This window comes from Serratia sp. CY56464 (assembly GCF_052168435.1).
GTDB lineage: Bacteria > Pseudomonadota > Gammaproteobacteria > Enterobacterales > Enterobacteriaceae > Serratia > Serratia marcescens.
This window is the reverse complement of sequence record NZ_JBJNMV010000001.1, coordinates 1,573,510-1,591,250: the sequence shown is the minus strand read 5'-3', so window position 1 is coordinate 1,591,250 and position 17,741 is coordinate 1,573,510. Positions and strand designations below refer to the sequence as shown.

General features: G+C 60.4%; 15 protein-coding genes. 5 read left to right on the top strand and 10 right to left on the bottom strand.

Features of this window, described 5'->3' with window-relative positions; all coding sequences use genetic code 11:
- Positions 1-6 precede the first annotated feature (6 nt).
- The 10 genes from ACJ8KE_RS07675 to yebS all read right to left on the bottom strand — a co-directional run bounded on the left by ACJ8KE_RS07675 (position 7) and on the right by yebS (position 11,871).
- Positions 7-246 carry a DUF1480 family protein gene (locus ACJ8KE_RS07675; protein ID WP_004931517.1) on the bottom strand — a complete coding sequence of 80 codons (240 nt, stop codon included), beginning with the start codon at positions 244-246 and terminating at the stop codon, positions 7-9.
- Between the two features lie 135 nt (positions 247-381).
- Complete coding sequence (locus tag ACJ8KE_RS07670; protein ID WP_079449321.1) at positions 382-1,314, bottom strand: Csu type fimbrial protein; 933 nt, start codon at positions 1,312-1,314, stop codon at positions 382-384.
- A gap of 20 nt (positions 1,315-1,334) precedes the next feature.
- Positions 1,335-3,755: a fimbria/pilus outer membrane usher protein gene (locus tag ACJ8KE_RS07665; RefSeq protein ID WP_197787863.1), complete on the bottom strand. Its 2,421-nt coding sequence runs from the start codon at positions 3,753-3,755 to the stop codon at positions 1,335-1,337.
- A 67-nt stretch (positions 3,756-3,822) separates the two neighbouring features.
- On the bottom strand, positions 3,823-4,587 hold the full coding sequence (locus tag ACJ8KE_RS07660; RefSeq protein WP_442517198.1) for a fimbrial biogenesis chaperone: 765 nt from the start codon (positions 4,585-4,587) through the stop codon (positions 3,823-3,825).
- Between the two features lie 24 nt (positions 4,588-4,611).
- Positions 4,612-5,160 carry a Csu type fimbrial protein gene (locus tag ACJ8KE_RS07655; protein WP_086013591.1) on the bottom strand — a complete coding sequence of 183 codons (549 nt, stop codon included), beginning with the start codon at positions 5,158-5,160 and terminating at the stop codon, positions 4,612-4,614.
- Between the two features lie 5 nt (positions 5,161-5,165).
- A complete protein-coding gene (locus ACJ8KE_RS07650) occupies positions 5,166-5,669 on the bottom strand; it encodes a Csu type fimbrial protein (protein ID WP_033634200.1) in 504 nt (167 codons plus the stop codon).
- A 2-nt stretch (positions 5,670-5,671) separates the two neighbouring features.
- Entirely contained in the window at positions 5,672-6,211 is a 540-nt protein-coding gene (locus ACJ8KE_RS07645) for a Csu type fimbrial protein (RefSeq protein WP_016928005.1), read from the bottom strand.
- Positions 6,212-6,485: 274 nt separating this feature from the next.
- Positions 6,486-7,922, bottom strand: a complete 1,437-nt coding sequence (gene rsmF, locus ACJ8KE_RS07640; protein ID WP_110146929.1) for a 16S rRNA (cytosine(1407)-C(5))-methyltransferase RsmF — start codon at positions 7,920-7,922, stop codon at positions 6,486-6,488.
- Positions 7,923-8,024: 102 nt separating this feature from the next.
- Positions 8,025-10,655 carry an MlaD family protein gene (locus tag ACJ8KE_RS07635; RefSeq protein WP_442517197.1) on the bottom strand — a complete coding sequence of 877 codons (2,631 nt, stop codon included), beginning with the start codon at positions 10,653-10,655 and terminating at the stop codon, positions 8,025-8,027.
- Entirely contained in the window at positions 10,624-11,871 is a 1,248-nt protein-coding gene (yebS, locus tag ACJ8KE_RS07630; protein WP_442517196.1) for a membrane integrity lipid transport subunit YebS, read from the bottom strand. The genes ACJ8KE_RS07635 and yebS overlap by 32 nt, the downstream gene beginning before the upstream one ends.
- Positions 11,872-12,126: 255 nt before the next feature.
- Here yebS and ACJ8KE_RS07625 point away from each other — a divergent pair, with 255 nt between their 5' ends.
- The 5 genes from ACJ8KE_RS07625 (at position 12,127) to ACJ8KE_RS07605 (ending at position 17,741) form a co-directional block, all read left to right on the top strand.
- Positions 12,127-12,624: a GAF domain-containing protein gene (locus tag ACJ8KE_RS07625; RefSeq protein WP_097102273.1), complete on the top strand. Its 498-nt coding sequence runs from the start codon at positions 12,127-12,129 to the stop codon at positions 12,622-12,624.
- 96 nt (positions 12,625-12,720) lie between these two features.
- On the top strand, positions 12,721-13,431 hold the full coding sequence (gene proQ / locus ACJ8KE_RS07620; RefSeq protein ID WP_442517195.1) for an RNA chaperone ProQ: 711 nt from the start codon (positions 12,721-12,723) through the stop codon (positions 13,429-13,431).
- A gap of 19 nt (positions 13,432-13,450) precedes the next feature.
- Positions 13,451-15,499, top strand: coding sequence for a carboxy terminal-processing peptidase (gene prc, locus ACJ8KE_RS07615; protein ID WP_442517194.1), 2,049 nt, complete (start codon positions 13,451-13,453; stop codon positions 15,497-15,499).
- Positions 15,500-15,808: 309 nt separating this feature from the next.
- Entirely contained in the window at positions 15,809-16,693 is an 885-nt protein-coding gene (gene htpX / locus ACJ8KE_RS07610; protein WP_016927998.1) for a protease HtpX, read from the top strand.
- A gap of 340 nt (positions 16,694-17,033) precedes the next feature.
- Positions 17,034-17,741: a hypothetical protein gene (locus tag ACJ8KE_RS07605; RefSeq protein ID WP_033640534.1), complete on the top strand. Its 708-nt coding sequence runs from the start codon at positions 17,034-17,036 to the stop codon at positions 17,739-17,741.

Genomic DNA, 17,741 nt, shown 5'->3' with positions numbered 1-17,741 from the left:
GCATTTTCATGCCAGCCGCATCACCCAGGCGTCCGCCTGCCGATCGTAGTGTTGCTTGTACAGCAGCGACTGTTTGCCGTCGAGGATCGCCGGGATGCTGGTGTGTTCATCCCAGCCGTCCAGCTGCATGCACAGATCCGGATCGGACTTGCAGGGAATGCTCAGGGTGCCGGCGCGGTCGGCGCCGGCGTGAAGATGCGCGTCATCGACCTCGAAGCTGCCAATTTTTACGACGGTTTTGCTCATGGGAACTCCTTGCTCAATGGTGTGGTAGGAGGTTAGACCAGTGTGGTCATCGGTAAGAGCATAGCCAAATGAGCAAAAAATGCCACATAAAAATTACATTTTGGAAACAATTTCCACGCCGGCAAAACACAACGCCTAGTACTCCACCACAAAACTGAGGTTGTCCTGATAGCTGCCGACCGCCACTTCCGTCTGCGCCGCATTGACCGCCGCCTTATACGGGATGCTTTGCGCCAGGCCGGTGCCGGCGCCGCTCTGTTTGTTGGTGCTATCCCAAACGGTCGTCGTATTAGGCAGGTAAATCTGATACTGCATGAAATTGCTGGTGCCGCTTTTCATGCGCCGCCAACCGGTGACCGGGTTATTGCCGTTGGTGAAATAGGTGTTGTATCCCTCGGTTTTGGTGCAGGTCAGGGTAATGCTCTGATTGACGGGATTGAACTGTCCGACCAACGCCATGCTGCCGAAGTTGACGTTGGGCGCGGTGCCGATCAGGCAATCTTTGGTGATGGTGACGCTGACGCTGACCGTGCTGGGTTTGTCGACGCCATCCCACCAAACGCACAGGCCGAGCACGCCCAGACCGCAAATATGGTAATTCCAGATCAGGTTGATGCTGTCGGTATAGGTTCCTGCGCGCACGTTGGCGCCGGCGGTGGTTTTGATATACAGCGGAAAGTTGACGTTGGAGGAAATCAGGATCAGCGACAGCAGGTTCAGCGAGCTGTAGTCGATGGTTTGGCCGATGCTGTAAGGATATTGGTAGTTGGCGTCGGGGTAGATCAGGTAAGCGATTTTATCGCCGGAGCCGTCGGTGTTGGCAACCGCCATATTGTTGGTGGTGGAGGCGATCTTGACCGTGACGGTGTTTTGCGTGAGCAAATTGAGGCCGAGGCCGGTGCAGTTGAGGCCGGCGGTGCCCTGGGCGTTGATCTGCCCATTGTAGACCACGAAAGAGCTGCTCCCCGGTAAGGTGACGGTGCCGTTGGTGGTGGCGCAGTCGGCGAATGCGCGCTGACAGAGCAGCAGCGAAAGGGTCAACAATAAGGCTTTCAATCCCCGAAACATAGTGACTCTCCGTCGTTGAATTAGCGGCAGACAACCGGGCCGACGCGCTGGATGCCCTGAGGCTTCGCCAGACTGAATTCCGCCTGGCATGGCGGGCCGCCGTCGGCTGGGATCACGCTCAGGCGATTGTGTTGTTGCACCGGGTCGATATAGGTCATGCCATCCCAACCGACATAGCTCTGCTGACGGCCGCCAACCACCGCCACCTGGCTGCCGTTGGCCAGCGGTTTGCCTTGCTCGTCAACCAGTTCGACGTCGGCGGCGGAGATGGGTTGGATGGGGAACTCGACCAGAAAACCGCTGTGATCGCGAATGGCGACGGTTTTTTCCACCGTCGGCAGCGCGACGTCGGCGGGCAGGCTGAGCGGATCAATCTGGAATTTCGCATGGTAGTAAGAGGTGACGGTCGGTACCAATAAATAGCCCTGGGCATCGGTCTTGCCGATCGGCTGGTTCTCATAGCTCACCGGAATGTCGGCGTATCCTTGCGTGGACACCAGCGCAAAGGCATCGTTGATGGTGTTGGTGGCGTATACGCCGCCGTTCATCGCCACCAGCGAACCGCTGATTTCTCCCCAGTGGTTGGTTTCATCGCGGGTGCCGTATACGCCCGCTCGGGCTTCGAGCCTGCGGGTTCGCCAGGTCAGATCCGCCTGGCGGTAATCGCCGCCGCTCGGGTTATTGGCGTAGGCCAGATTCCAACCGAAACCGCCATCGGTCGGTGCGGCGCGGCTGTAGCTGACGCGTTCGCTCCAGCGGTTGTTGTTGTCGCGCGCGGCGCTGAAGCTGGCCGTGCCCCAACTGTCGAACGGAATCGAGAGCTGCAGTTGGGCGCTGTAACCGCTGCTGCCGATTTCCCGGTTCAGCGAGGCGTACAGGCTGCTGTTGCGCCAAAGCGACACACTGTAGGACAGGTTCACCAGGCGGGTTCGTTGAGCGATGGCGTCGCGAACGTCAAAATAACCGGCGCCGAGGCTGCCGAGCCGGCCCAGGCTGACGCTGCCGGTCAACTGATCGGTGCGGCGGCTCAGACGGTAGTCGCTTTTATACACGGAAATGTCGCCAAAATCGGCGCTGCGCAGGATGCGTTGCGCGTTGAGGCTGAAGCGTGAGTTGCTGTAGGTGTAGCCAAAACTGCTCTGATCGCCGTGGTTGCCGGTGTAGCGATAGACGGGCTGGGGATCCGGCTGTTGCAACGGCCTGCCGGTCAGCGGGTCATAATACGTGGGGGATTGTATCGGCCTGCCGCCGTTAAACGCTTCGTCGCCGGCCTGGCTGACGCTGTAGGACGCGTTGAAAACCCCCCATTGTCCGATGCGAATGTCGGCGCCGCCGCCGCCGACCGCCAACTCGGCTGCGCCTTCGGCGCGCCCTTCCAGGGTTAACCAGTCAGTGACGCCGTAACGTAAGCTGGCGCTGCCTACCCATTGCCCGTAATCGGCAGAATTCAACCCGTAGTTGCGCCGCAGCAAACCGGTGGAAATGCTGAAATCGCTCATGCCGGTCTGCAGCAGGTTGCTGGCCACGTAGAACGGTACCGTGGTGCTGACCTGGCGGCCGAGGGCGTCGGTGGTGACGACGGTGGCCTGACCCGCGCCGTTAATGTAGGGCACGCTGTTGAGGGTAAACGGCCCGGGATTGATGTTGGTGGTGCTGTTTTTATAGCTGTTGATGTATAAATCGACGCTGCTGGGCAATGCCGCCTGGCCGGAAAACTGCGGCAGCGGGTAGGTGATAAGATCCGGGCGCACCGCGAAATTGCGCGCCAATTGCAAGCCGCCGATGCGCACGGCGCTGCTCCAGGGGAGCGAGCCGGTGGTTAGGTCACCGGCGATCACACTCAGCATCCGCTGGTCATCGTTGAAACGCCAGTAGCTGTCATACCGAATATAGCGGCCGCCATCGTCGTTTGGCCCGCCGTTAAACCCGCTGCGGTAGATGCCGGTGTTGGCGACGACGCCGAACCCGTCGAACAGCCGCTGTTCGCTCCACGCCGACAGGTAGCCCGGCCGGCCATTGCCGTTGCTTTGGCTGGCGTAGATGTCGTAGTTGAACAGCAGACCGAGGCTGCTTTGCGCCGGCAAGCGCTGCAACGGTGAACGGGCGCCGATGGTTTGCTGCGGCAACCAGTCGTTGGGCACGTTGATCAGCAACTGCTGGCTCTCGCCGCTGTAGCTGACATCCACCTTCTCCAGCCGATCGACGGCGATTTCTTTCGCCTGTTTATCCGCTACCGGCAGCCCGGCGTCGAGCAGTTGTTGGGGCGTCATGTAGTAATGGCCGCCGCGGTAGTTGACCGGCACGACGTTGCCGGTTTGGCGCCCGTTGACGACCGGCTCCAGATACAGCGTGGTGTCCGGCATGCTGATGGCGCTGGGCGGCGGCGGCAGATCGTCGCCGAGCGCAAACGGCAGCCAGCCGCCGGCCGCCATGCTCAGCATGGCACACGCCAGCGGCTTAAGGCTGAAGCGCCGCGTCGATAGCCTCCCTGTCGGCTGCACCTGGGCCTCAATAAGACGGAATGGCTACGGGCTGTTTGTTGTCATTGACCGTGGCCATCAGCTTGCCGCTGCTGAAACCGCCGGCGGGCGGCAAGACGAAGCGCATCTGTGAACCGGGCAGCACGTATCCCATCAGGCCGGGATTCAGGCTGCGGCCTTGCAGCGTCACTTTCGATATACGGGCATGCACTGCGCCTTGATTTCGCACCTCCAGCCAGCGTTCGCTGCTTTGCTGCTGTAGACGATAGCTGAGCAGGGGTTGGCTGGCGGTCGCGTAATCGCGCGGTTTTTCGCTGTCCTGTTTGGTCCAGATGCCCTTGCCGCTGACGAACAGCGGCACCGAGTAGCGCATCTGGAATTTCAACCCCATCTCCGCACCGCCGGGAGCGGCGCTCGACGATGGTTCTTTCACCGGCACTTCATCGACCAAAATGCGGTAGGCCCGCTCCTGTCCCGCCGCCGGCGCCGACTGTTTGATCAGGCGTATCAGCTGGCGTTTGCCTGGCGCGATCGACGCCACCGGCGGGCTGGCGATCACGTCGCTTTGGTTGCTGTAATCGTCTTTGCCGGCGGTTTGCTGCCAACCCAACACGCGAATTTGCATATAGACCGGTTTGCTGTCGCGATTTTCCAGCCACAGCGCGGTGGCCTGTTGTTGATCTTCAATCACCGGATCGATCGGCCAGATGAGAATGGAAGCCGCGGCCAGGGCGTGCTGTTGGCTTGCCAGGAGCAAGGCTGCCGTTAACGGCAGACGGAAGGGTATGCGCATAACTCAATCCTTATTGCAAAAAACTTAATAAGTGACCGTCAACAAGACCGTATCGCTGTAAACGCCACTGGTGGGCAGGGTACTGGTCGAAAACAGACGGGCGTAAACCTTGATTTCTTGCGTGCTGCCGGTGGCGGCGACGGTCTGCGCCGCGCCGCCGTTGGCGCCATCTCCCCAAAGGGTGGCGTAGTTGCTGTCTTGATAAAGTTGATACAGCAGCGTTTCAGACGTGACGGCGTTTTGTAATTTTCTGCCGCCGGCGATGGATCCGGTCACGTGATTGCCGACGCCGAGGGCTAGCGTGACGCTCAGCCCCGGGTTGCAGCGAAACAGCACCGAACCGGCGCCGCTGCTGGAGACGACGCTGACTGCGTTGCTCAGCGAGGACAGTTGGCCGAAGTTCAGGGTGCCGAAGGTGGTCACGTCACTGACGCCGCTGCCCAATACGCAGCCTTTTACCACGGTTGCATTGACGGTGAACGGCTGGCTTTTGGTCAAATCGTTGACGCCGGTATCGCTTTGGGCCGGGGAAAGCGGCAGACAGAACAGCAAACCGCAAATGGAAGCGCGCATCGTCATTACCAATTGATCGTGACCTGTACCGTATCGGTGTAGCTGCCTGTCGGGGGCGTGGACTGCGCCGGAATCATGCCATAGACCGGCAACCAGTTGTCCGCACCGTTGGCGGTTTGTGACACGCCCGTCAGATTATCCCAAATGGTACTGTGGGCGGCGTTGGTATACAGGTTGTAATTCACCCGTTGGCCCGCCGCGCTTTGCAGGTAGCGGGCAGCGGTATTGCCGCTTTGCCCGCCGCCAAGCAGAACGCTGTAGCTGGTGCCGTTGGTGCATTTCACCCGAATGGCGCCGGCGTTTTGCTGCCCGGCGACGCTGGTTGCGGTGCTGAGAAAATACAGCGTGCCGAAATTCAGCGTGCCGAAGCTGACGTTGCCGCCTGAACTGCTGCCGGCCTCACAGGCGCTGAGCAAGGTCGCGCTGACGCCGAGGGTCGCGGTTTTACTGTCGGCCTGCGCCAACAGGCTGCACGCCCATAATCCGCAGCAGCAGAGCGCGCGCCGCACCGTTACCAGGTGACCGTCATCGTGACGGTGTCGTTATAGGTGTCCGCCGCCGGGGTAGAGCCGGCCGCCGGTACGCGGCCATACACGATCAGCGGAACGGCGGCGCCGGTGCCGGTACCGGTCCGCGCGTTGGCGCCGCTGCCCCAGGCGGTGGTGCGTGCGGCATCCTGGTACAGGTTATAGCTGATGAATGCGCCTGCCGTGCTGGCCATGCGGCGTTGGGTGCCTGAAGTGACGTGGAGCCCGTTGTCCAGCGCCACCGTGTAGTCTGTGCCGGTAGTGCAGGTCAATGACAGCGTACCGGCCCCCCCTGCGCCGGTGGCGCTGGCGTCGATGATGTTGGCCAGTGAAGAGTAAGTACCGAAGCTGATGGAGCCGAAGTCGTTGACGGAACCGCTGCTGCTGCCGCCCCCCACGACGCAACCGGCGCCGATGGTCAGCGTCACGCCTAACGTGCCTTGAATGGTGCCTGCTGCGTTAGCCGCGCCGTTGGCGCACAGCAGGGTTGCTACCGAGGTCAATGCCATCAGAGTTTTTTTCATCTTATATTCCTTGCCGTATGAGAGAAAGCCCGCAAAGACGCCACCCAGAGGTGGGTTGAACGTATTCATTTAGCTGCACTTTAATTAATAGAATAAGAATCGGGAATTGTCTTGATGAAAACGAGAAACTTTTTATTCTCATTCCCCGTATGACGGGGCTTGTAGGCGAGGCATACCGATAAAGTGAAATGATTAGAATAATAACGAACGGCGATGGGAATATTATTAGTGTTATTTTATCGCCGGGGAGTTTTATTCCCCGGCGCGGTATTATTTACAGGTGGAAATCGAGCGCGCCATCCCGCACCAGTTCACGCGGCAAATTGTTTTTGATGCGGCTGCCAATGCGTTTGGCGATGCCCAGCGGTTGCCCCTGATAGGTGACGATGCACTCGTCGCCCGCCGGTGGCTGCTCAGGGTAGAGATCGCGGCCGTGATACCACGCCTGGGCCAGCGCGGCGTCCAGCTCGAAATGCTGTTTGCCGCCGGCGCCTGCGAGGGCGATCGCCGCTTCGTGCTGCCAACGGAAACCTTTCGGGAAGCGTTCCGCCAGCTTGAGACCGATACGCGAGAAGCGCACCTTGCCGAACAGCGGCTCCAGCTCGGCCGGGAACAGCCAGATTTCCTTATCGCGCTCCCACAGCCGGCTGTCATCGCCCCAGGTTAAGCCGGATGCGGCGGCGGCTTGGGCGACCAGCGCCGCCTCTTTGCCGGACAGCGGGCTGAACGGAAACTTACCGACTTTATAGGTCGGCTTCGCCAACGGCGCTACGGCATGCTGTTTGCGCAGACGGGCGACGAAAAAGCCTTCGCTGTCGTAAATCTGCGGGAAGACGTGCAGGAAGCCTTCGGCGGTCAATGCCTTGCCGGCGCCGGGGAACAGCTCACCCAGCGGCTCGACGCTGACCGCGTCGCCATAGGTGTCCAGCAGCCAGCGCACCACCTGCTGATTTTCCTGCGCATTGAGCGTGCAGGTGGAATAAACCATCACGCCGCCCGGCGCCAGCGCATGAAACGCGCTGTCGATCAGCTCGCGCTGGGTGGCGGCGATCTCGGCGACGCTGTCCGGCGACCAGTTGCTCATGGCGTCCGGATCTTTACGCACCACGCCTTCACCGGAGCAGGGGGCGTCGAGCAGAATGGCGTCGAAGCTTTCCGGCAGCGCGGCGCCGAACACCCGGCCGTCGAAGTGGGTCAGCGCGGTGTTCTTCACGCCGCAGCGGCTGATATTGGCGTGCAGCACTTTCACCCGGCTGGCGGAGTATTCGTTGGCGACGATGCCGCCCTGGTTGCCCATCAACGCGGCGATCTGGGTGGTTTTGGATCCCGGCGCCGCCGCCACGTCCAGCACCCGATTCGGCGCCGCGTCGCCGGCGAACAGCGCGCTGACCGGCAACATCGAACTGGCCTCCTGAATGTAGAACAGACCGCTCAGGTGTTCGGCGGCGCTGCCCAGACGCAGTTCTTCATCGTCGCGCTCGATCCAGAACCCTTCCGCGCACCAGGGAATGGGCTCCAATCGCCAGTCGTAATCCTGCACCAGCGCCAGGAAGTCGGCGACGCTGATTTTCAGCGTGTTGACGCGCAGGCTGCGGCGCAGCGGGCGTTGACAGGCGGCGATAAAATCGTCCATCGCCAGCTCGGCGGGCATGATGGCGCGGGTGGCGTCAAGGAAAGCGGGGGGCAGAAAAACGGCGGTGGATTTGGCCACGGGGCGAACTCTCAGGGTGCAATAAAGACAAGGGCGAGAGTTTATCACAAAGCGGAAAAAAACAGGGCCCGGCATTGCCGGGCCCTGAGGAAAACGCGAAAGTTAATCGCGCGGAATGGCGGTGCCCCAGGTTTTCCAGTCCTTCGGCTCTTCCGGATTCAGCAGGAAGTGTTTGTTCGGCGTCGCTTTCGGCGCCAGCGGAATAGTCGGCGGGGTGGCGAAGGCGATACCGCCGCGAATGAACTGCTGGAAGGTGCCGCTCTTGATCACGCCGCCGGTCAGGCCGAACTGCAGGTTGTAACCCGACGCCAGCCAGAACACGCTGTTGTTGCGCACCAGATGTTGATACTTCTTGCTGATGCGCAGCGCAACGTGCACCCGGTCGGACATGGCGCCAAGGTAGAAACCGGTGATGGTGCCGACCTCCACGCCGCGGAACAGCACCGGCGTGCCGATCTGCAGCGAGCCGGTTTCGGCCGCGTCGAGCACGACGCTCAGGCCATCGAGATAGCGCGAGTCGGTGATGCTGGCCTGCTGCAGCTCGAAGGTGCGCAGCTCGCGCCCGCGCCCTGGCTCCACGTTGATATAAGGTTGAAGCAGGGTATCGAGATTGCTGACGCCGGCGGCGGAGATCTCCGGCGACACGATCGAGAAGCGGCTGCCCAGGCGCGCGAAGGTCTGCACGTATTCCGGATACAGCACCGCTTTGGCCAACACTTCGTTGCGCTCCGGCGCCAGCTGCAGCGACTCTACCTGTCCGACGTCGATGCCGAGGTAGCGCAGCGGCATGCCCGCCGACAGCTTGCTGGCGTCGTAGGTTTTCAGCGTGATTTGGCTGCCCACCGCGCGGGCGGCGGTTTCGCTGGCGTACAGCACGCGGTTGGCGCCCTTGTTCAGCGTCACGCCCTGTAGATTATCGAAGCTGATGGCGCCTTTCAGCGCGCGGTTGAGCGGCGAAGCCTGCACCGTCAGCCCGCTGCCGTTGAGCTGCACCTTGGCGCCGCCTTCGGCCCAGAAGATGCTTTCGCGCGTCAGCAGCTTGCGGTATTCCGGGCTGATGTAGACGTCCACCTCAAACTCGTTGGCCTTCGGCCGAACGTTGACGATCTCGCCCACCTGGAATTTGCGGTACAGCACTACCGAGCCGGCCTGCACGTCCGGCAGGCTGGTGGCGCTGAGGGTCAGGGTGGTGGCGGGGGCGTTGCCGACGATGCCTTCCTCGGCTTTTTCGCTGTTGGCGTACAGCGGGTATTGGCCGCCCGGTTCCCCCTTGCTGCCGGGAATAATGCGCACGCCGCCGTCTACCCATTCCTGGGCGCTGGCGCCAAGCACTTCCATGCCGTCAATGCCCAGCTTGACGTCGAGACGGCTGTTGACCACGAATTTACTGTCTTTGTGCAGCAGGCCGCGGTACTGCGCGTCGATGGCGGCGGTGAATACCACGCCGCCGGCGGTCAGCGTGCGGCTCAGAATTTGGCCGACTTTCACGCCGTGCACCACCAGCGGCTGCCCGACGTCGATGCCGTAGCTTTGCGGCGCATTCAGCGTAACGGTCAGCACGCCAGGCTGTTGCAACAGCGTTTCGCTGCTGTCCAGCACGTTGAAGCGCTGCTGCGGCTCGCCTTTGCCCGGCACCAGCTCCAGCGTGGTGCCGGTCAGCAACTGGCTAAGCTTGGCGTCGTTGAGGCTGATGCGCGGGCTGCGCATCACGATGCGGGTGCCGCTGCGCATCAGATCGACCACCGAAGGATCGATGGTCAGTTCACCGACCACTTTGCTGTCCTGTTGCAACGTCAGCTTGGTCAGGGTGCCGACCTGCAGCCCCTGGTACATCAGCGGCGTGCGGTTTTCGCTCAGGCTGTTGCCGCTCGGCAGATCCAGCAGGATATTGACGCCGCGCTGGCTGTGGGCCAGATCAGGATACAGGGTATAGCTCTGATCGCCCTTGGCCTGCTGGCCATCGGCCGGAGAATCGAAGGCAATGGCGCCGTTGACCAGCGCCGCCAGGCTCTCCATCTGCACCGTGGCGCCGGACAGGCTGAAATCGCCCTTGAAGCCGGAAACGTTCCAGAAGCGGCTGTTGCGCTTCACCAGGTTGGCGAAGCGGCGGTCGATCAGCACGTCGATGGTCACGCCCTTGTTGCCTTCGCTGATGGTGTAGTCATACACCTTGCCGACCGGAATTTTACGGTAGTAGACCAGCGAGCCGCTGTTGAGCGAGCCGAGATCGTCGGCGTGCAGGTGAATCATCAGTTCACCGGTGTTCAGGCGGTACTTCGGCTGGGTATCGAGCGCGGTGAAGTGGGTTTGCTCCTTGCCGCTGCCGGGCATCATGCCGATATAGTTGCCGCCGACCAGCGCATCGAGGCCGGACACCCCGGCCAGCGAGGCCTTGGGCGTCACCAGCCAGAACTGGGTGCCTTCGCGCAGCGAGTCTTCCAGATCGCTTTTGATGCTGGCCTCCACCACGATGCTGCGCAGATCTTTGCTCAGACTGATTTTTTGCACCGTGCCGACCTCAACGCCCTGGTAGCGCACCGGCGTGCGGCCGGCAACGATGCCCGCCGCCGATTGGAAATCGATGGTGACGGTGGTGCCGCGCTCCTGGACATTGTTATAGACCAGCCACCCGGCGATCAGCAGGGCGATGAACGGCAGTAACCAGAACGGTGAAATGCGGCGTTTGTTCTTGACCCGCGCTTCAGTCGGTGTAGTCGGCGTTTCCTGTTGCATGTGCATCCCAAATCAATCGGCTATCGAGCCATTCAACGGCAAGAATAGTCAAAATGACCGCCGAGCCAAAGTAAAACGCGGCCGGTCCCATAGTAAAAGATAACAGTTGATCGCGATTTACCAGCGACATCATCAAGGCGATAACGAACAGATCGAGCATCGACCAGCGGCCGATCCAGGTGACCAGGCGCAGCAGACGAATGCGCGTCTTCAGACTGTGCGAGGTTTTGAAGTGGATGCTCAGCAACAGCGTGATCAGCACGATCACCTTGGTGAAGGGCACCAGCACGCTGGCGATGAACACGATGGCGGCGATCGGCACGTTGCCGGAGGTGGCCAGTGAGACCACGCCGGAGAAGATGGTGTCTTCCAGCCGCACGCCGTTGGCGTAAATGATGGAAATCGGCAGCAGGTTGGCCGGTATCAGCAGGATCATCGCCGCGATCAGCGCCGCCCAGGTTTTCTGCAGGCTGTAGGGCTGGCGGTGGCACATCGGCACATGGCAGCGCGGGCAGCGGCCGCGCGCGTCAGGGTAGCCGGTATAGTGGCAGGACAGGCAAATATGCAGCGCCGCCGGCGGGCCTTCCGGCTGTTCCTGCGGATAGTAACGCTCCCACAGCTGCTCCAGGTTAGCGTGGATCAGCGTCAGGATGCTGAGCAGGGTGAGCGACAGGTAGGCGAGCAGCGCGCTGCCCGCCTGGATGTCGGCGTAATCCTGCACCTTGATGGCCGCCACCGCCATGCCGATCAGATAAATGTCCAGCATCACCCACTCTTTCAGCCGTTCCAGCATCAGCAGCACCGGGCGCAGGTTCATGCCGAGCGCGTGGCCGAAGCGCAGGTACAGCAACGACAGTGCCAGCGTCAGCGGGGCGCCGAGGGTGCAAAACGCCACCATGCTGGCGGTGAGCGGATCGCCCTGGCGGCTCATCTGCCAGATGCCCTCCAGCAAACTGGCGTCGATGCGCGTGCCGAGCAGGCGGATGCTGATCAGCGGTTCGGTGAAGGCGAACGGCATCAGCAGCAGCATGGTGATCGCCATGGCGGTCAGACGCGTCATCGACCAGTCGCGGCCGTGCACCACCTTGGCGTTGCAGCGCGGACAATAAGCGGCCTGATTGCCGCTGAGCGGCGGCAGCATGAACAGCAGATCGCACTCGCAGCAGCGTTGGTGGCGCGCTTTGGAAAGGGGGGCGGTGATCGCGTGTATTTTCATTTTTGACAAGTCGCTGCCCTTGAGCCCGCCGGAACTGTCAGCGTAGCTGAAAAATAAACCGGCCGCGTCACTGGCGATCGGGCGCCGGACGGTAAAACGAGGTAAACCGGGATTCTGAGCGGCAAACATACCCCGAGCGACGGGGTTTTGTGAAGCAACAGATGATTAACCTTGTGGCTATACGCATTTAATGCTTATTTTATAGGGCCTAAGCTTTGGGCTTCTGGCCATCTTCACTGTTTCAATGGTTATCACATGACAAAAGAACAATTCTACGCGGAATTAAAACGTGATCTGAGCGCGTTGCTCGGCGGGGAGACCAACTTTATCGCGGCGCTGTCCAACGCCAGCGCCTTGCTCAACGAGCGTCTGGATGACGTGAACTGGGTCGGTTTCTATCTGATGGAGGGCGAACAGCTGGTGCTGGGGCCGTTCCAGGGCAAGATCGCCTGCGTGCGCATCCCGGTGGGCAAGGGCGTGTGCGGCACGGCGGTGGCGGAAAATCGCGTGCAGCGCGTCGGCGACGTGCATGCGTTCCCGGGCCATATCGCCTGCGACGCGGCCAGCAACGCGGAAATCGTGCTGCCGCTGGCGGTTGGCGGCCGGACGATCGGCGTTTTGGATATCGATAGCACGGTTTATCAACGCTTCGACGAACGGGACGAAGCGGGCCTGAAAGCAGTGGTGGCGGGGCTTTGTGAGCAACTGGAACAGTGCGACAGTGCGAAATATGTGACTGTGGCGGCAAGTTGATCGACGGTTAACGTGGCAATTACCGATGGCGTCATTATAATGACGCCTGTTCATGCCTGTGGCTTGTTGGCAATACCGTTGTAATCAGGAAATTTCATGGAAAATCAACCTAAGTTGAACTCTAGTAAAGAAGTCATTGCTTTTCTTGCCGAGCGTTTTCCGCTCTGCTTTAGCGCCGAAGGCGAAGCTCGTCCGCTGAAAATCGGTATTTTTCAGGATTTGGTAGAGCGCGTGCAGGGGGAAGATAATCTCAGCAAAACGCAATTGCGTTCTGCCCTGCGCCTGTACACCTCAAGCTGGCGTTACCTGTACGGCGTTAAAGTCGGCGCGCAGCGCGTCGATCTGGACGGCAATCCGTGCGGTGAACTGGAACAGCAGCATGTCGATCATGCTCGCCAGCAGCTTGAAGAAGCCAAAGCGCGCGTTCAGGCACAGCGTGCCGAACAAAACGCCAAAAAACGTGAAGCCGCCGGCGAATCCGCCGATGCTGCGCCACGCCGTCCGCGTCCAGCCGGTAAAAAGCCCGCTGCACGTCGCGAAGGCGGAGCCGCGCCGGAAAACCGCAAGCCGCGCCCACAAACTCGCCCACAGCCCGCTCGCCAACCTCGTGCAGCCAAAGAGGAAAGCCAGCCGCGTTATGCGCCAGTCACGGATATCTCTAAACTGCAAATTGGCCAGGAAATCAAAGTCAGAGCAGGCAAGAGCGCGATGGATGCTACCGTACTCGAAATCGCTAAAGATGGCGTACGTGTGCAGCTCTCTTCCGGTCTGGCGATGATTGTGCGCGCAGAACACTTGCAGTTCTGATACGGAGGCCAACCCAGGCATGAACAAATTCGTCAGATTAACAGCGATTGCAGGGCTGCTGTGGGCGGGTGTCAGTTACGGCGCGGAAACAGCCAACATCCGCATCGGCCAACTGCCCCAACTGCAACAGGAACCCCAGCACGCTACGGTGAGTGAGCGCGTTACCTCGCGCTTCACTCGCTCTCATTACCGCCAGTTCGCCCTTGACGCGGAGTTTTCAGGCAAGATCTTCGATCGCTACCTGAACATGCTGGACTACAACCATAACGTATTGCTGGCTTCCGACGTGGCGCAGTTCGCCGGCAAACGCAATCAGGTTGGCGAAGAGCTGAAAACCGGCAAGCTGGACACCTTCTACGCGCTGTTCAATCTGGCGCAGAAACGCCGTTTCGAGCGTTACACCTATGCGTTGTCGTTGCTGGACAAGCCGATGAACTTCACCGGCAACGGCACTATCGATCTCGACCGCAGCAAAGCGCCGTGGCCGAAAGACAAGGCCGAGCTGGATAGCCTGTGGGATGCGAAAGTCACCTATGACGAGCTGAACCTCAAGCTGACCGGCAAGACCGACAAAGAAATCCGCGACACGCTGACCAAGCGCTATCAGTTCGCCATCAAGCGCCTGACGCAAAGCAACAGCGAAGACGTCTTCCAACTGGCGATGAATGCCTTTGCGCATGAAATCGACCCGCACACCAACTATCTGTCTCCGCGCAATACCGAGCAGTTCAACACCGAGATGAGCCTGTCGCTGGAAGGCATCGGCGCGGTGCTGCAGATGGATGACGACTACACCCTGATCAACTCGATGGTGCCGGGCGGCCCGGCGGCAAAGAGCAAGGCGATCACCGTAGGCGATCGCATCGTCGGCGTCGGCCAGGCCGGCAAACCGATGGTGGACGTGATCGGCTGGCGTCTGGACGACGTGGTGTCGTTGATCAAAGGGCCGAAGGGCAGCAAGGTGCGCCTGGAAGTCCTGCCGGCCGGCAAGGGCACCAAAACCCGCGTGGTCACCTTGACCCGCGAGCGCATCCGTCTGGAAGACCGCGCGGTGAAAATGACCATCAAGACCGTCGGCAAAGAGAAGGTGGCGGTGTTCGACATCCCAGGCTTCTACGTCGGTCTGACCGATGACGTGAAAGTGCAGCTGCAGAAGATGGCCAAGCAGAACGTCAAGAGCGTGATCATCGACCTGCGCACCAACGGCGGCGGCGCGCTGACTGAAGCGGTGTCGCTGTCTGGCCTGTTCATTCCGAGCGGCCCGGTGGTGCAGGTGCGCGACAACAACGGCAAAGTGCGTGAAGACGCCGACACCGACGGCGTGACCTACTACAAAGGCCCGCTGGTGGTGCTGGTCGATCGCTTCAGCGCCTCCGCCTCCGAGATCTTCGCGGCGGCGATGCAGGATTACGGCCGCGCGCTGATCGTCGGCGAACCGACCTTCGGTAAAGGCACCGTGCAGCAGTACCGTTCGCTGAACCGCATCTACGACCAGATGCTGCGCCCTGAGTGGCCGGCGCTCGGTTCGGTGCAGTACACCATTCAGAAGTTCTACCGCGTCAACGGCGGCAGCACCCAGCGCAAGGGCGTGACGCCGGACATTCTGATGCCGACCGGCGTCGATCCGGCGGAAACCGGCGAAGCGTTTGAAGACAACGCCATGCCGTGGGACAGCATCAATGCGGCGACCTACAGCAAGACCGGCGATATGGCGCCGTTCGAGCCGGAACTGCTGAAAGATCACCAGCAGCGCATCGCGCAGAATCCGGAGTTCCAGTACATCGCGCAGGATATCGCGCATTACAAGGCGCTGAAGGATAAACGCAACATCGTGTCCCTCAATCTGGCGGTGCGCGAGAAAGAGAACCACGATGACGACGCGACCCGTCTGAAACGCATCAACGAGCGCCTGGAGCGCGCGGGCAAGAAGCCGCTGAAATCGCTCGACGATCTGCCGAAGGATTACCAGGAACCGGATCCGTACCTGGATGAATCTGTGCATATCGCGCTGGACCTGGCTCATCTGGAAAAAGATCAGCCCGCTCAGCAGCCAACGCCGGCCAAATAAGGCCGCCTACGGCAGGATGAAAAACGCACCCTCGGGTGCGTTTTTTTATGGCGACGCGAAGGCCAGCCTCCCTGCTGGATGAAGGGAGGCGGGCTGATGCATCGCCTGACAAATTTAGGGTAAAAAAACCTCCGCCTTGTGCAACAATCGTTTACAATTTGCCAAATCCCGGTCGCGCGCCGTTTTTGTAAAGTTTCGTATTTTTAGTAGGTTAATGACGCGCGACTCTTGAAACTGTGACGAATGCCCATACGATCTAGGGTATCTTAGACAGCGTTTTGTTAACATTTATGAGGAAGTAAACATTTTATGATGCGTATAGCTCTGTTCCTGCTCACCAACCTGGCGGTGATGTTGGTTTTCGGGCTGGTGCTCAGCCTGACAGGAATCCAATCCAGTAGCGTTCAGGGCCTGATGATCATGGCCGGTCTGTTCGGCTTCGGCGGCGCTTTCGTGTCGTTGCTGATGTCCAAGTGGATGGCGCTGCGCTCCGTCGGCGGGGAAGTGATTGAACAACCGCGTAACGAAACCGAAAACTGGCTGCTGGAAACGGTACGCCGTCAGTCGCAGCAGGCGGGCATCGCCATGCCGCAGGTCGCTATCTACCACGCGCCGGACATCAACGCCTTTGCTACCGGCGCACGCCGCGACGCCTCGCTGGTCGCCGTCAGCACCGGCCTGCTGCAGAGCATGAGCCGCGACGAAGCGGAAGCGGTCATCGCGCACGAAATCAGCCACGTTGCCAACGGCGATATGGTGACCATGACCCTGATTCAGGGCATCGTGAACACCTTCGTCATCTTCATTTCACGCCTGATCGCGCAGGTCGCCGCCGGTTTCCTCGGCAACCGCGACGGTGATGGCGAAGGGGAAGGCAACGGCAACCCGATGATTTACTTCGCGGTGTCGATGGTGCTGGAACTGGTGTTCGGCATCCTGGCGAGCATCATCACCATGTGGTTCTCGCGTCACCGCGAGTTCTATGCCGACGCCGGCTCCGCCAAACTGGTGGGCCGCGAGAAGATGATCGCCGCCTTGCAGCGTCTGAAAACCAGCTATGAACCGCAGGAAGCGGGCAGCATGATGGCGTTCTGCATCAACGGCAAATCCAAGTCGTTCAGCGAGCTGTTCATGTCGCATCCGCCGCTCGACAAGCGTATCGAAGCGCTGCGTTCCGGCCAGTACCTGAAATAATCGGCTGAATGAAAGGAAAACCCCGGCTTGCCGGGGTTTTTTTTTATGGCATACCTAAACCGCTTGGTCAGCGGCGGTGACGGATTCAACAATGAAATTCGGCAATGAATGGGGTAAAGCGCCTCACCAAAGTCTACGGGCGTTAATGCTGCGCAGCAGCGTCCGAAGTCCCTGAAGCCGACCTGAAAATAGCGTCTTTCTGCCTCTCAGCCTGGGCAGGTGCGATGCCCGTTCACCCGGTGAGTGGGTAAGCCGCATCGTGCTCGGTCACGGCCGGCTGTTTGGCTTTGGAGGCGCATGTTATATGCTTTGGCGCAATGACATTTGTCCCTGAGGCCCTATGAAAATCAACCACCTTCCCTTACTCAACGGTGATGAGCTACCGGCGCGCCTGGCCGAATTGACAAGCGGTATCGCTGATGCGGTTGCGGAACTGTTCAACCGGCATGATGACGATGCTGAACAGCCGGCTATTCGCTGGCATTCAGGCGATCTTCACCTCCCGGCATTTTTCCCCGACGAGCACGACAGCCACGAGTACGATTACCTGATCGTGGACGGCGATGTGATCGTGGAAGGATGCCTGGCGGTGTCACCGCAGCGCGAGGACGGCGGCATTGTCGTGCTGGGTCGGCTGCAGGCGGATACGCTGATTTGCTGGGGCGGACTGGTCGTGCGTGATGATGTCCGCATACGCCACGCCTATTGCAGCTCAGGAAACGACGGCGCATTCGTGGTGGGGGGAGACCTGACCGCGCTCACTCTGGTAGAGACGGGGGAGTTTATCCATGTCCATGGCGATCTCGACGCGCGGTGTCTCGCTTCGTTGCAGAACTTCGTTCAGGTTGACGGAGACACGCGCTGTGATTGCCGCATCGACAGCGCGCAGGCCGAAGATCTGATAAAGCGGATGTTCGCCCCTGGCTTACTGAAGGGCTTCGAGGGGGTGGATAACGACGGCCAACGCATTGTTGGCTGGTATCCGGATGACGACGCCTATTTAGCGTGTCTACGACAAGGCCGCAGCCCTTTGAGGAGCGGCGACTGA